12 protein-coding genes are annotated in these 13,492 nt (G+C 71.0%); 2 read left to right on the top strand and 10 right to left on the bottom strand.

Going from position 1 to position 13,492, the window contains the following annotated elements; genetic code table 11:
- Nucleotides 1-38: 38 nt before the first annotated feature.
- Nucleotides 39-869, top strand: coding sequence for an ABC transporter permease (locus Vau01_RS36770; protein WP_204003148.1), 831 nt, complete (start codon nucleotides 39-41; stop codon nucleotides 867-869).
- Nucleotides 869-2,077 (top strand): rhamnosyltransferase WsaF family glycosyltransferase, encoded by a 1,209-nt coding sequence (locus Vau01_RS36765; protein WP_204003145.1) that lies wholly within the window; start codon nucleotides 869-871, stop codon nucleotides 2,075-2,077. Before Vau01_RS36770 ends, Vau01_RS36765 begins: the two co-directional genes overlap by 1 nt.
- Before the next feature lie 33 nt (nucleotides 2,078-2,110).
- Here Vau01_RS36765 and Vau01_RS36760 read toward each other — a convergent pair whose 3' ends face one another.
- From Vau01_RS36760 to Vau01_RS36715, 10 genes are read right to left on the bottom strand one after another with little or no spacing between them, the layout of a single operon-like run.
- The gene (locus Vau01_RS36760) at nucleotides 2,111-3,856 is read right to left on the bottom strand and encodes a hypothetical protein (protein ID WP_204003143.1); all 1,746 of its coding nucleotides are present in this window, start codon (nucleotides 3,854-3,856) and stop codon (nucleotides 2,111-2,113) included.
- Between the two features lie 7 nt (nucleotides 3,857-3,863).
- Nucleotides 3,864-4,934, bottom strand: a complete 1,071-nt coding sequence (locus Vau01_RS36755) for a hypothetical protein (RefSeq protein ID WP_204003141.1) — start codon at nucleotides 4,932-4,934, stop codon at nucleotides 3,864-3,866.
- Nucleotides 4,931-6,055, bottom strand: a complete 1,125-nt coding sequence (locus Vau01_RS36750) for an acyltransferase family protein (RefSeq protein WP_204003139.1) — start codon at nucleotides 6,053-6,055, stop codon at nucleotides 4,931-4,933. The genes Vau01_RS36755 and Vau01_RS36750 overlap by 4 nt, the downstream gene beginning before the upstream one ends.
- A complete protein-coding gene (locus tag Vau01_RS36745) occupies nucleotides 6,052-7,074 on the bottom strand; it encodes a TolB-like translocation protein (protein WP_204003137.1) in 1,023 nt (340 codons plus the stop codon). The genes Vau01_RS36750 and Vau01_RS36745 overlap by 4 nt, the downstream gene beginning before the upstream one ends.
- On the bottom strand, nucleotides 7,071-8,303 hold the full coding sequence (locus Vau01_RS36740) for an MFS transporter (protein WP_239152156.1): 1,233 nt from the start codon (nucleotides 8,301-8,303) through the stop codon (nucleotides 7,071-7,073). The genes Vau01_RS36745 and Vau01_RS36740 overlap by 4 nt, the downstream gene beginning before the upstream one ends.
- Nucleotides 8,304-8,310: 7 nt before the next feature.
- Nucleotides 8,311-9,402: a DegT/DnrJ/EryC1/StrS family aminotransferase gene (locus Vau01_RS36735; RefSeq protein ID WP_239152155.1), complete on the bottom strand. Its 1,092-nt coding sequence runs from the start codon at nucleotides 9,400-9,402 to the stop codon at nucleotides 8,311-8,313.
- Nucleotides 9,399-10,091, bottom strand: coding sequence for an acetyltransferase (locus Vau01_RS36730; RefSeq protein ID WP_204003135.1), 693 nt, complete (start codon nucleotides 10,089-10,091; stop codon nucleotides 9,399-9,401). Before Vau01_RS36730 ends, Vau01_RS36735 begins: the two co-directional genes overlap by 4 nt.
- Complete coding sequence (locus Vau01_RS36725) at nucleotides 10,084-11,232, bottom strand: DegT/DnrJ/EryC1/StrS family aminotransferase (protein ID WP_239152154.1); 1,149 nt, start codon at nucleotides 11,230-11,232, stop codon at nucleotides 10,084-10,086. Before Vau01_RS36725 ends, Vau01_RS36730 begins: the two co-directional genes overlap by 8 nt.
- Nucleotides 11,229-12,212: an NAD-dependent epimerase/dehydratase family protein gene (locus Vau01_RS36720; protein WP_204003133.1), complete on the bottom strand. Its 984-nt coding sequence runs from the start codon at nucleotides 12,210-12,212 to the stop codon at nucleotides 11,229-11,231. Before Vau01_RS36720 ends, Vau01_RS36725 begins: the two co-directional genes overlap by 4 nt.
- Nucleotides 12,209-13,303 carry a Gfo/Idh/MocA family protein gene (locus Vau01_RS36715; protein ID WP_239152153.1) on the bottom strand — a complete coding sequence of 365 codons (1,095 nt, stop codon included), beginning with the start codon at nucleotides 13,301-13,303 and terminating at the stop codon, nucleotides 12,209-12,211. Before Vau01_RS36715 ends, Vau01_RS36720 begins: the two co-directional genes overlap by 4 nt.
- Nucleotides 13,304-13,492 lie beyond the last annotated feature (189 nt).

Raw genomic sequence — 13,492 nt, 5'->3', positions numbered from 1 at the left:
GCCCGCGAAAGCATCGCGGAGCGAAGCGGAGCGATCGCATGAGCTTGGCCTATCCGTCTGTCGTCCGAAAGCGCGGCCGGGCCCGCAAGGTGCTCGACACGCTGGAGGGCTACATCCGCATCGACCTGGTCGAAGAGCGGATGTTCCCGGCGACCACGCTGATGCGGTACGTGGCCGTGGCGTTCCCGGTCTTCCTGTACTACTTCCAGAGCACGTTCCTGGCAATGAGCGACCAGGTGTTCCTGATGATGATCATCGGGACGGCCGTGATCGCCGGCCTGCAGGACGCGTTGACCGGCCTCACCAGCCGGCTCAACTTCGCGATGGAGCGGGGCACGCTGGAGACCTACCTGGTCGAGCCGGTGCCGTGGGCGCTGATCCCGGTGGCGATGAACATCTGGCGCAGCTTCACCGGTGCGGTGCTCGCGTGCGTGATGGTGGGCATCGGCGTCACGCTCGGTGCGCCGATCGAGGCGTCGGCGATCCCGCTGGCGCTGGTGGTGCTGTTCCTCGGCATCCTGGCCTGCAACGCGCTCGGTTCGTTCGCGGCGGCGTTCATCGTGCTGTTCAAGCGCGGCGAGCCGGTGGTGGCGCTGTACGGGCTGGCCGCCGGTGTGCTCGGTGGCGCGCTGTTCCCGATCGAGGTGCTGCCCCCGTACGTGCGCTGGCTCAGCTACCTGGTGCCGCACTCGTACGTCATCAACGCCGAGCGCCAGTTGCTGATGGCCGACCCGCCCGCCACCAACCTGTCGGCCGGGTGGTCGATCGTCATCCTGATCGTGTTCTGCGCCGTGACGTTCGCGGCCGGCCTGTTCGTCTTCGACCGGGCCCTGCGCCTGGCCCGACGCCTGGGGATCCTGAGCATCTGATGGAAGCCAAATTCAACCCGCGGCGCGGCCGCGAAGCGATCCGGATCCTGCGTAGCTCCGGCGTGCGCGGGGTCGCCCAGCGGGCGGTGCGCATCGCGTACCACCGGATCGGTGCCAAGGACCTCGAGGCGAAGCTCGACCTCGACCACCTCACCGACTCGAACGGCCTGAACCTGGCGGCCCCGGCGGCCCGGCCGTCCCGCGGCACGCCCTTGACCGTCGGCTGGATCACCACGCCGCCGGCCGGTGGATCGGGCGGGCACACCACGCTGTTCCGCATGGTCGAGGGCATGGAGGCCGCCGGCCACCGGTGCGTGCTGTACCTGCACGACGTCTACCACGGCGACATGGCCCGCCACGAGCGCATCCTGCGCTCCCACTGGCCGAACATGAAGGCCGAGGTCCGCTCCGTGTACGACGGCCTCGCCCCGCTCGACGCCTACGTGGCGACCGGCTGGGAGAGCGCACACGTGCTGGCGTCGTACCCCGACGTGCCCACCCGCCGGCTCTACTTCATCCAGGACTTCGAGCCGCTCTTCTACCCGGCCGGCTCCCACTCCGCCCTGGCCGAGGACACGTACCGGTTCGGCTTCCGCCCCATCACCGTCGGACCGATGCTCCGCGACCTGCTGCGCGACCGGTTCGGCATCGAGGCGGCCGTCGCCGACTTCGGCGTCGACACCGACCTCTACCACCTGACCAACCCGTCACAGCGCCGCGGCGTGGTCTTCTACGCCAAGCGCGACTTCGCCCGCCGCGGGTTCATCCTCGGTCTGCTTGCCTTGCGGGAGTTCCACCGGCGCCACCCCGACCAACCGATCCACGTCTTCGGCGACGCCACCGCCACGTTCCCGTTCCCCGTCACCAACCACGGCACGTTGCGCCCGGCCGAGCTGGCAGCGTTGTACAACAGGGTCGCCGGCGGCATCGCGATGTCGTTCACCAACCTCTCCCTGGTGCCCGACGAGATGCTCGCGTGCGGCGTGATCCCCGTGGTCGGCGAGAACGACTACGCGAAGGCCAGCATGGACAACCCGTACGTCCGCTGGGTCTCCCCCACGGCCGGCGCCATGGCCGACGCCCTGAGCGAGATCGTGTCGGGCAACGGCCCCACACCGAGCGAGGTGGCGGCAAACGTCCGCCAGACCCCCTGGGACGAGGCGAAGCGCGTCACCCGCGAAACCATCGAACACGAGGTCTACGGGTAGCCGAATCGATGGACCGGGCCGCGAGCAGGAGGGTCAGCGATCCGTTGCGGCCAGCACGTTCAGCAGGAACGCGAGCGTCGTCGGCTGGGCGTCGTGGGTGCCCTGCAGCAGGCCGTCGAGCCAGTCGGGGCGGATGAGGTCGACGTCGTAGAGGGGTTGCGCGGCCTTGGGTTCGGCGCGCCAGTGGGCCAGCACCAGGTTGCCGAACTCCGCGGCACCCAGTTGGGCACGGCGGCCGCGGGTCAGGCGTTGGCCCACCTTGCGGACCGCCTTGCGGCCGGTCTGCGCCGTTACCGCGAGCCGCGTGCTGAACGACCGGCTCGCCAATTGTGACGGGCGCAGGCCCGAGTCCAACGGGATGCGCGCCAGTTCCGGGTCGAGGCGGGTCATGATGCGACCCAGCAGCAGCGAGTCGCGCTTGTCGGCGGGGTCGACGGCCAGCGCCAGTTCGACGAAGCGCCGGTCGAACATCGGGTTGACGTAGAAGCGTCGCACGGCCGCGACGGTTCCGTGCCCGCCCGCCCACCGGTGCATGCGGTGGAACAGGTAGAAGTCGTCGGTGGCGTGGAGCCAGTCGCCGGCCGGGAAGAGGCCGGAGAGCGTTGCGAGCGTGGAGGTTCGGGCCTCGGCCACGAACGACGGCGCCAGCACGCCGGCCTCCACCGCCTCGTTGCTGAACAGCCGCCAGCGGGCCAGCCGCTCCACGAGAGCCGGCGAGGTCGAGGCGCCCCCCGGCTGCCCCGCGTAGTAGAACCCGCGCGCCACCTCGCCGCCGAGGCCGGCCAACCGGTGTCCCTGCGGCAGGTTCGCCTCCGCCAGCATCAGCGGGGCCAGGGCCAGCGGGCTGGCCTGGCACTCCAGGGCCCGGGCCGCGACGAGCGCGAGCGTGTGCGCCTCCTCGGGCGTGGGCGGCTGCTGCTGGTCGAGGCGGTACACCTGGTGCCGCAGGCCGTCGCGGGCCGCGAGCCGGGCCGCGATGACGACGTCGGGGCTGGAGGGGTCGCCGAGGGTCAGCGCGCCCACGCCGGCGCGGCGGTCGCGCGGGATGGCGGCCAGCAGGATGCGGCTGTCGTGGCCGCCGGTGAGCTGCAGCATGGCGTCGGGGTGGTCGACCAGGTAACCGGTCTGCCACTCGCGCAACAGCGCGGCCATCTCGTCGGCCGCACTGTCCACTGTGGGCGGTGACGACGGCCGGGTGGGCGGCTCGGCGTAACGGCGCAGGCTGATCGTGCCGGCGTCGAGGGTCGCGATGGTGGCCGGCGGAACGGTCCGGACGCCGCGGAAGACGGTGGTGTCGGAGACCTGCCAGCCGATCAGCGCCTGCACCCCGAGCCCGACCGGGTCGAAGCCGCCGCCCGCGAGCACGGCCAGCGCCCGCGCGCTGCTGGACACCGCGGCGACACCGTCGCCCTGCCACCAGTACAACTGGTGGAACCCCAACCAGTCGACGGCGACCGTGACCGGGCCGTCGACGGGCCGGTGCGCCGCCGCGAACGGCGGGAGCAGGTCGACCAGGCGGCTGGAGTCGTCCAGTAGTTTCGGCAGCGCGGACGTGGAGACGTCGCCGCCGCGCGTGCGCAGCATCCGCCCCAGCCGCATCGTGACCGCGCCCGACGCGGGTACCACGTCGCCCGGATCCGGTCCGCTGTAGGCGATCCAGCCGTCGGCGTGGGTGGAAACCTCCGCGTTGTCGGCGAGGCATGCCGTGGCCGCGGCGACCGGCCGGCGCAGCTCGTCGGGAGCGGTGGGTGCGACCGCGACCGCCAGGAATGACCTCACGCGTGCCTCAATTCGCCGACTGGACGGCCGAGCCGTCGTCCCACCGGTTGTTCTCCCACCGGTTGCCGGGAAGGCTCGGGTTGAAGCTCGTCACCGGACCGTAGAACCCGCACTTCTTGTTCGACCCGCGCTGGATGACGTTGTTGGTGAAGACGATGTGCTGGACCCCGCTGTTGTACGGCTTCGACGTGGACGTGCCGCCGTACACGCAGTACGAGATGTCGGTGTTCGCGCCGAGCAGGTTCCCGTCCACGGTGACATACGAGACCGGGCCGAAGTCGGGGAACAGGTTGATGTCGCCCGAGCAGCCGCCGCCGTTGCTCGTCTCCTTGGCGTCACAAATGATCGTGTTGTGTACGAGCGTGACCTCGGTGCGCCCGTTCGGCCCGGCGTCGTTGGCCAGGAACGCGCCGACGTGCCAGTCGGAGCCGTCGGGCAGCCGCTGGCCGTGCAGGTACGAGTCGCGCACCGTGCAGTTGAAGGAGCACGCGACCGTCGTGCGGCCGCCGCTGATGTTCGAGCGCAGGATCGTCATGTTGGTACTGCCGACCGCGGCGCGCTCCACCAGCCCCGAGTCGACCTCGACCTGGTCCAACGTGAACGAGTAGTTCGTGCGTTCCGACGTCACCACGATGCCGTTGATTTTGCTCTTGCGGATGGTGACGTTGCGCGCCTGGATCTCGAAGGTGTCGCAGTTGATGGTCTTGGCGTCGACGACGGTGTTGTCGGTGCGGATCGTGCACGGCCCGCTGTAGGCGGAGAGTTTCGTGCCCGCCGGCACGCCGGTGTTGCTCGCGTTCGGCCAGCCGCCCTGCGCCTGTGACTTCGGCCCGGCGGACGCCGACGCCGATGCGGACGCGGAAGCACTCGCCGACGCCGACCCGGAGGCCGACGGCCCACCGTCGATCGCCTGACCCGACGCCTCGGCCGCCGCGTTGCCGTCAAGGCCGGCCGACCGGCCCTTCGAGTCACCCACCTGGGAGTAGGCGACGGCGGCCGAGCCCAGTACGAGCACCGCGAGGGCGCCGAGACCCACCGGTATGAGATGACCGCGCACCCACCGCACAAGACCCGTCACTGTGTAGTCCCACTCCGGGTGCCCGCGCGTACCGGGACGATCGGGTCCGCCGGAACCGGTTGAGGCGTCGGCGCATCGGACCGCCTTCGCGGACCGAAGATGCGCATTGCGGGACGCTCGACCCAGATGTACAGCAGCCAGCTGCCGAACACGGCGGCCCCGAGCGTCACCAGCACGAGCCCGACCTCGACCACGACCGGGTGGTCGGCACCGAACACCCGCGCCACCAACCGCAGCCCGAGCAGGTGCAGCAGGTAGAACGCGTACGACACCTCGCCCAGCCAGACCGCCCACCGGGTCCGCAACGGGAACGGCCGCTCCTGCACGTCGGCGACCGCGACGGCGGCGATGAGCAACGCCAGCGGGATCGCGGTGCCGGCCACGATGCGGAACCCGAACGGGAGCCACGCCGACGCGATGTAGGCGGCGACCGCGAGCACCACGAACGGCGCGGTGCCGACGTTGGGCCACCGGCCCGCGCGCACCACCCGCGCCAGCAGGATGCCGAGCACGAACTCCGGCAGGCGCGACACCGGGAACACCCAGATCGCCCAGTAGTGCAGGTCTTCGGGAAGAACCCGCACCGCCACCGGAATGAGCCAGATGACCGCCATCGTGGCGACCGTCGACGGCCACAGCGCCCGCTCCGGCAACCGTCGCAGACCGGCGAACACCACCGGGAACATCAGGTAGAAGAACGCCTCGCACGCCAGCGACCAGCTGACGCTGTTCATCCCGTAGAACACGTCGATGTCCGGAACCCACGCGTGCACCAGGAACAGGTTGGTGAACACGATGGGAGCGGTGATCGTGGTGCCCGCGAGGATGGCGACGGCGAGAGCCGGCACCCACGTCACGAAGTGGTTCGGGTAGATCTTCGCGAACCGGCGCTGCCAGAACCGACGCGGTGTGTCGCCCGCGCGCGCCGACCAGGCCAGCACGAATCCGCTGAGGATGAAGAAGAACGACACACCGACGGCACCCTGACCGAACACCCGGCGCAGCACCGCTCCGGCGGAACCGGTGTCGACCAGACCCACGACGCTGATGTGGAATCCGAACACCATGAACGCGGCGATCCACCGCAACCCGGTGAGCGAGGGGAGTCGGGTCTGCGTCATCGGACCACCGCCGGCGACCATGCGTCCGACACGAGCAGCCGGGGCGCGCCGGTGCCGTTGGCCGGCACCGCCCAGATGTCGCTGGACGCCGTTCCGTCGGCCTGCCGGCCCATCCCGTAGATGACCGTGTCGTTGTCGAGCCACTCGGCCTGGTCGTCGATGTTCTTCGTTTCGGCGGTCTCGGTGACGACACCGGTGCGCAGATCGAGGACGCTCAGCCGCCAGTGCCCGTTGGGCAGGTCGCCGCGCTTCTTGAACGCGACCCGGGTGCCGTCGGGCGACAGCGACGGGCACTCGACGTCGCCCCGGACCGTCTCCAGCCTCTTGCCCGACAGCGACCCCTTGACCAGCCAGGTCTTCGTGCCGGACGCGGCGGTCGCGTAGAACGTGTCGTCGTCGACGAACGTCACTCCCCACATGTTGCGGTCGACCGGGTTGCTCGCCTTGCCGTCGATGACGAGCTGGAACGTCTCCAGGTCGTACGGCTGGCCGGTCCCGTCGACGCGGCTCACCGTCGTGCGGGTAGAGAACTGGCCGGGCGACGTGTACGAGTCGCCGTACACGAACGTGGTGGTCGCGGTGAGCGAGCCGTCACGGGAGAGCCGGGCCCGGCTCGGCAGGCCGGCCAACGGCGTGTCGGACTCGACCGTCCACTCCGGACCGTAGATCTTCACCTCGTACGTGGTGGCGAGCCCGCGCTTGGCGACGAGGCAGATCGCCGAGCCCCGCGTCGCGTACACCCGCTCGCACGAGGCGTCGGTGAACGCGCGCGGCCCGTTCGGGTTGTCGAGCGGCACCACCGCGACCTGGCCGTAGCCCTCGCCCGTCGAGGTGCTCCGGAACACCAGGTGCGGCCCCGTCGACACGGCGGCCGGGTCGCCGCCGACCGGCACCGCCGGCGGCCGGGACGCGGCGTCGACCTGCTTCTGCCGGGCGTGGAGCACGTAGGCCACGGTGCCGCCGATCGCGACGACGACCACGGCGGCGAACACCAGCAGCCGGGTACGCATCGACGTCACTTCTCCACCCCCCGGAGCAGCCACCCGGCCGCCGGGATCGCCACCGCGAGCGCGCCGGCCACCACCAGCAGCGCCGGCTGCCGACCCAGGCTCACCCAGAGCGCGCCGAACAGCAACGAGGACGCGAACCGCGACACCGCCACCACCGTCTGCGCCGACGCGATCCCGGTGCCCCGGAACTCGGACGGCACCAGCCGGCTTACAAGCGCCGCCAGTACACCGTCGGACGCCGCGTAGAACGCGCCCAGCAGCACCAGGCTCGTGATCGTCCACGCCCAGCCACCGATCGGCGCGGCCGCGAACAGGTACGCCACCAGCAGCAGCACGTGCCCGCCGATGAACACCTTCCCCCGGCCGATCCGGTCGGCCAGCCGCCCGAACGGGATCGCCAGCGCCAGGTAGGCCAGGTTCGTGCCGACGTACAGCAGCGGGAACAGGGTGGCCGCGAAGTCGTCCCGCCGTTGCAGCGACAGGTACAGGAAGCCGTCGCCGACGGTCAGCAGGCCGAGCAGCCCGGCGGCGAGCAGCGGCCGGCGCAGCGACGGCCCGGCGATCGCGCGGAACAGCGCCTTGAGCGGCATCGCGCTCTTGCCGCCGCCGACCTTGCGGTTCGGCACGAACAGCAGCAGCACCGCGACGCCGACCAGCGCCACCGCGAACGACACCACGAAGATGACGTCGTAACCGCGCGGCACGGCCCACAGCAACGCGAACGCCGCCATCGGCCCGGCGGCGGCGCCGAACGTGTCAAGAGCACGGTGGACGCCGAAGGAGCGGCCGAGGTTCGACGGCTCCGACGCGTCGGCGATCATCGCGTCGCGCGGCGCCGTACGCACGCCCTTGCCCAGCCGGTCGGCGGTGACCACCGCGGTGACCGCCGCCAACGAGCCCGTCCACAGCATCGCGATCCGGCTGACCGCCGAGATCCCGTACCCGAACACCGCGACCCACTTCGGCCGCTGCGCACGGTCGCCGGCGTACCCGCCGAGGATCCGGACGAACGCGCTGACCCCCTGGTACACGCCGTCGACGAACCCGTACGCGAACAGGCCGATGCCGATCTCGGCGGTCAGGTACAGCGGGAGCACCGCGTTGACCATCTCGGACGACACGTCGGTGAGCAGGCTGACGACACCGAGCAGGATGACGGTCGTCGCCACCCTGCGCTTCATCCGGTCGACGGGCGTACCGCTGCCCTCGACCTCCGGCTCCCGGACCGAGATGTACACGCCGCGGCTACCCCAGTGCCGTAATGAGCGTCGAAACCACGCGCTCCTGCTGTTCCGGCGTGATCTGCGGGTAGATCGGCAGCGACAGGATCTCGCCGGCCGCCTTCTCCGCGTGCGGGAACGCCCCGCTGCGCTGGCCCAGTCCGGCGAACGCCGGCGTGAGGTGCACCGGGAACGGGTAGTGGATGCCCGCGCCGACGCCGGCCGCGTTCAGTTCGGCGACGATCGCGTCGCGGCGGTCGGCGGGAACGCGGACCACGTAGAGGTGCCACACGGGTTCGTTGCCCTCGGCGGCGACCGGGCGCAGGACGTCCACAGTGGACAGCAGCTCGTCGTAGCGCTTCGCGGCCGCGCGGCGCAACGAGTTCCACCGCGCCAGCCGCGGCAGCTTCGCCCGCAGCACCACGGCCTGCAGCGCGTCGAGCCGGCTGTTGACGCCGATCAGCTCGTGCTCGTACTTCTTCAGCCCGCCGTGCTGCGAGAGCGTGCGCACCGTCTTCGCCAGGCCGGCGTCGTTCGTGACGACCGCACCCGCGTCGCCGTACGCGCCGAGGTTCTTGCCGGGGTAGAAGCTCGTGGCCGCGATGGTTCCGTGGAACAGCGCGCCGTTGCGGGTCGCGCCCTGGCTCTGCGCGGCGTCCTCGACGATCGGCACACCGGCCGGCAGCAGCGCCTCGACCGGCGCGTGCTGACCGTACAGGTGCACCGGCAGGATCGCCTTCGTGCGCGGGGTGATCGCGGCCAGCGCGGCGCCGGTGTCGATGAGATAGGTGGACGGGTCGCAGTCGACCAGCACGACGCGGGCGCCGACCCGGGCCACCGCCTCGGCGGTCGCGATGAACGTGTTGGCCGGCAGGATCGCCTCGTCGCCGGGGCCCACGCCGACCGCGCGGAGCGCCAGTTCCAGCGCGTCGGTGCCGTTGGCCAGCCCGACGCAGTGCTCGACGCCGGCGAACTCGGCGTACTCGCGCTCGAACCCGGCGACCTCCTCGCCACCGATGAACGCGGTGTTGGCGAGCACCCGCTTGAAACCGACGGCCACGTCGTCGGCCACTTCGGCGTGCGCCGCCTGGAGGTCGACCAACGGAATATTGCTCACGACCGGGAACTCCCTTGCAAGTCGTTGCTGTTCTTCACACCGTTCACGAACCGGATGAGCCGGGCCGGGTTGCCGGCCCAGACCTCGCCGGCGGGCACGTCTCGCAGCAGCACCGAGCCCATGCCGACGATCGACCGGGCACCGATCCGCAGCGACTCGCGGATCAGCGCACCGGTGCCCAGGTATGCTGCCGCACCGACCATGACGCCGCCGGACACCCGCACCCCGGACGCGATCGTGACGAAGTCTCCGACCTCATCGTCATGGGTGAGCACCACCTGAGGCATCACCGCGACGTGCGCACCCACGCGCACGTCGGCGGTGAGGACCGTCTGGGCCAGGATCACGGTGCCGGGGCCGACCGAGCACCCGGTGCCGACCGAGGCCGACGGGTGCACGATCGTCGCGTACCGGTCGGCGGGCAGCCCGAGCCGCCGGGTCACGAGCCCGCGCACACCGGGGTTGCGCGGGTTCGCGATGCACACCACGAGCGCCGCGTCGGGATGGTCGGCAACCGCGTCGAGCGGACCGATCACCGGCACGCCCGACACCGTCGTGCCGTGCAGCGCGGGGTCGTCGTCGAGGAACCCGCGCAGCGTCCACTGTGGACTGACGGCGTTGATCGCCGCGACGGCGGAGGCGGTCTCCCGCGCGAGCCCGCCGGCGCCGGCGATCAGGAGGTCACGCACGCCCCAGGCCCCGCAGGATGTCGACGATGTACCGCTGGTCGTCCTCCGTCACCGCGTGGTGCAGCGGCAGGATGAGCGAGTCGCGGGTGAGCCGCTCGGTGTTCGTCAGGTCCTTGTAAGCATGACCCTCGTACGCCGGCTCCAGGTGCGCCGCCATGATGCCGCGCCGCGCCGACACCCCGGCCGCCGCGAGCGCGGCCAGCGCCTCGTCGCGCGAGGCGCCGAACTCCGGCTCCAACAGCACCCAGAACGACTGGTAATTCGTGGTGCCGTGGGCCGGATCGCGCACCGGCACCGCGCCCGGCACGTCGGCCAGCAGCTCGTGGTACCGGGCCGCCAGGTCCCGCCGCTGGGCGATGATCCCGTCGAGCCGGCCGAGTTGCACCAGGCCGATCGCGGCCTGGATGTCGGTCATCCGGTAGTTGTAGCCGGTCTCCAGGTACGCCTCGAGAATCGGCTGGGCGCTCTTGTGGCGGTCGGCCGCGGAGACGTTCATGCCGTGCTCGCGCAGGCGCTTCAGGCGCGTCGCCCACTCGGGGTTGTCGACGGTGACCATGCCGCCCTCGCCGGTCGTCACCAGCTTGCGCGGGTGGAACGACCAGGCCGCGATGAGCGCGCCGGCACCGACCGGCTTACCGTCCACAGTGGACCCGGCGGCGCAGGCGGCGTCCTCCACCAGCGCCACGCCCCACTCCGCGGCGGCGGCCCGCAGCGGCACCAGGTCGAGCGGCACGCCGCCCTGGTGCACCGCGATCACCGCGCGGGTGCGCGAGGTGCGCACCGCGTCGAGCGTCTCGACGGTGACGTTGCCGGTGGCCAGTTCGACGTCGGCGAACACCGGCGTCGCACCGACGTACCGCACCGCGTTCGCGGTCGCGATGAACGACAGCGAGGGGACGATCACCTCGTCGCCCGGGCCCACGCCGACCGCGAGCATGGCCAGGTGCAGGCCCGTGGTGCAGGAGCTCACGGCGACGCCGTGCGCGGCGCCGACGCGGGCCGCGAACGTCTCCTCGAACTGCGCGACGCGCGGACCCTGCGCCACCCAGCCGGAGCGCACCGCGTCGGCGGCGGCCTGCGCCTCCTCCTCGCCGAGCAGCGGGATCATCACCGCGATCTTGCGCACTGCCTCAACCGTCATCCGGCACGCACCTCGGCCTTGTTCGCCCGCCACCACTCGACCAGCCCTTCGAGGCCCTGGTGCAGGTCGAGTTCCGCCTTCCAGCCCAGGTTCTCACGGGCGTGCGCCACGTCGGCGAGCCGGCGGGTCACCGAGTTGACCGAGCGGGCCGGGCCGTACTCCGGCGTGAGGTCGCTCTTCATGACCTTCAGCAGCGCGAAGGCCAGGTCGTTGAGGCTGGTCTCGACCGCCGACGCGATGTTGAACACGTCGTCGGTCACCGGCGCCGTCGCGGCGAGGATGTTCGCCTTGGCGATGTCGGCGACGTGCACGAAGTCCATCGTCTGCGTGCCGTCGCCGAGGATCAGCGGCGGCGTGCCGGCCTCGATGCGCTCCATCCAGCGGATTAGCACCTCGGTGTACAGGCCGTGGATGTCCATCCGGGGCCCGTACACGTTGAAGTACCGCAGGGCCACGTAGTCGAGGCCCTTCATCGCGTGGAAGCTGCGCAGCGTCCCCTCGTTGAACGCCTTGGCGGCGCCGTAGAAGGTGTCGTTGTTGTACGGGTGGTGCCGTTCCGTGGTCGGGAACTGCTCGGCCAACCCGTACACCGACGCCGACGACGACGCGATCACCTTCTTCACACCGGCCTCGGCCGCCGCCTCGACCACGTTGAACGTGCCGTCGACGAGCACCTCGTTGGCCAGCCGGGGATCCTCGGCGCACTGGGTGATGCGGATCGCGGCGAGGTGGAACACGAGGTCCTTGCCGCCGGTGAGCTCCTTGACCAGCCCGGCGTCGCGGATGTCGCCCTCGACGAGGCGCACCGCGTCGCTCCGGAGCGCACCGTCCAAATTGGACAGTCGACCGCGCACCAGGTTGTCGAGCACGACGACCTCGGTGGCGCCACCCTCGACGAGGAGATCGACCACGTGTGAGCCGATCGTGCCGGCTCCACCGGTCACCAATGCCTTTGCGCCCTTGACAGGTACGGCCGTCACTTTTGCTCTCCCGATTCGAGCGCGACGGTCGCTCCGCCGTTCGCCAAACTCTCCGACGCGGCCTGGAGGATCTCCAGGACGCGCAGCCCCGAGCGGCCGTCGGTGAGCGCCGGGGTGCCGGTGCGGATCGCCCGCTCGAACTCGTCGACCATCGTGCGCAGCGCCTCGCGCTCGGCCAGCGCCGGCGCCACCATGTCGCCGGACCGGTACGACACCAGGATGTCGCGCCGCTCCTCGGTGGCCAGTTCCTCCGGGGTCGCCACGTCGACGCCGCGGTCGTAGACCGCGATGCGCTGCGACGGGTTCATGTCGTCCCACACGAGCGTGCGCTTCGACCCGCTGACCATCGTGGTGCGCACCTTCACCGGCGACAGCCAGTTGACGTGCACGTGTGCGATCGCGCCGGTGTTGAGTTGCAGCGTGAGGTACGCGACGCAGGACCGGCCGGCGCCGATCGGGTCGGCACCGTGCGCGCTCACGGCGACCGGGTGGACGCCGGACGGCAGGATCGAGTCCAGAATGGACAGATCGTGCGGCGCCAGGTCCCACATGACGTCGATGTCCTTCTGCACCAGCCCGAGGTTGATGCGCACCGAGTCGATGTAGTGGACGTCGCCGAGGTCGCCGGCGTGCAGCATCTCGCGGATGCGGGTCACCGCCGGCGTGTAGCAGTAGGTGTGGTCGCACATGAGCGTGAGGCCGCGTGCGTCGGCCTCCGCGATCAGCGCCTTGCCTTCCTCGACCGTCGCGGCGAGGGGCTTCTCCACCAGCACGTGCTTCCCTGCGCGGAGCGCGGCGGTGGCGAGCGGTGCGTGCGTGCCGGCCGGGGTGGCGAGCGCCACCGCGCGGATCTCCGGGTCGGCCAGCACCGTGGCGAAGTCGTCGGTGGCCTGCACGGTGGAGTACCGGCCGAGCAGCCGCTGGGCGCGGCCGAGGTCCAGGTCACACAGCGTGCGCAGGTGGAACGACGGCGAACCCTGGAAGTTCCGGACCAGATTCGGGCCCCAGTAGCCGGCGCCGATTACTGCTACGCCGATGGGATCATCTGCTCCGGGGCGGCCTTGAGCGGCCGCGGCGGCAGGTGCAGTCACAGGTCCTCGCTTCGTGTCGACGCAGGGGCAGCGCCGGGCTCTCGGACATCTAGCAGTGGTCGTGAAAGATCCTCGGACGCACGATCGCAGGCGAAAACCTACCGTTCGAGGACCTCCTGGACAGTCGGCTGACCGACCGACGGGGGTGGGGCGAACGAACCGATTCCGGCAATGCCAACGGTCGTCGCA

Source organism: Virgisporangium aurantiacum (assembly GCF_016863635.1).
Lineage (GTDB): Bacteria > Actinomycetota > Actinomycetes > Mycobacteriales > Micromonosporaceae > Virgisporangium > Virgisporangium aurantiacum.
The sequence above is the reverse complement of the archived record's forward strand: the minus strand, read 5'-3'. Positions and strand labels throughout refer to the sequence as shown.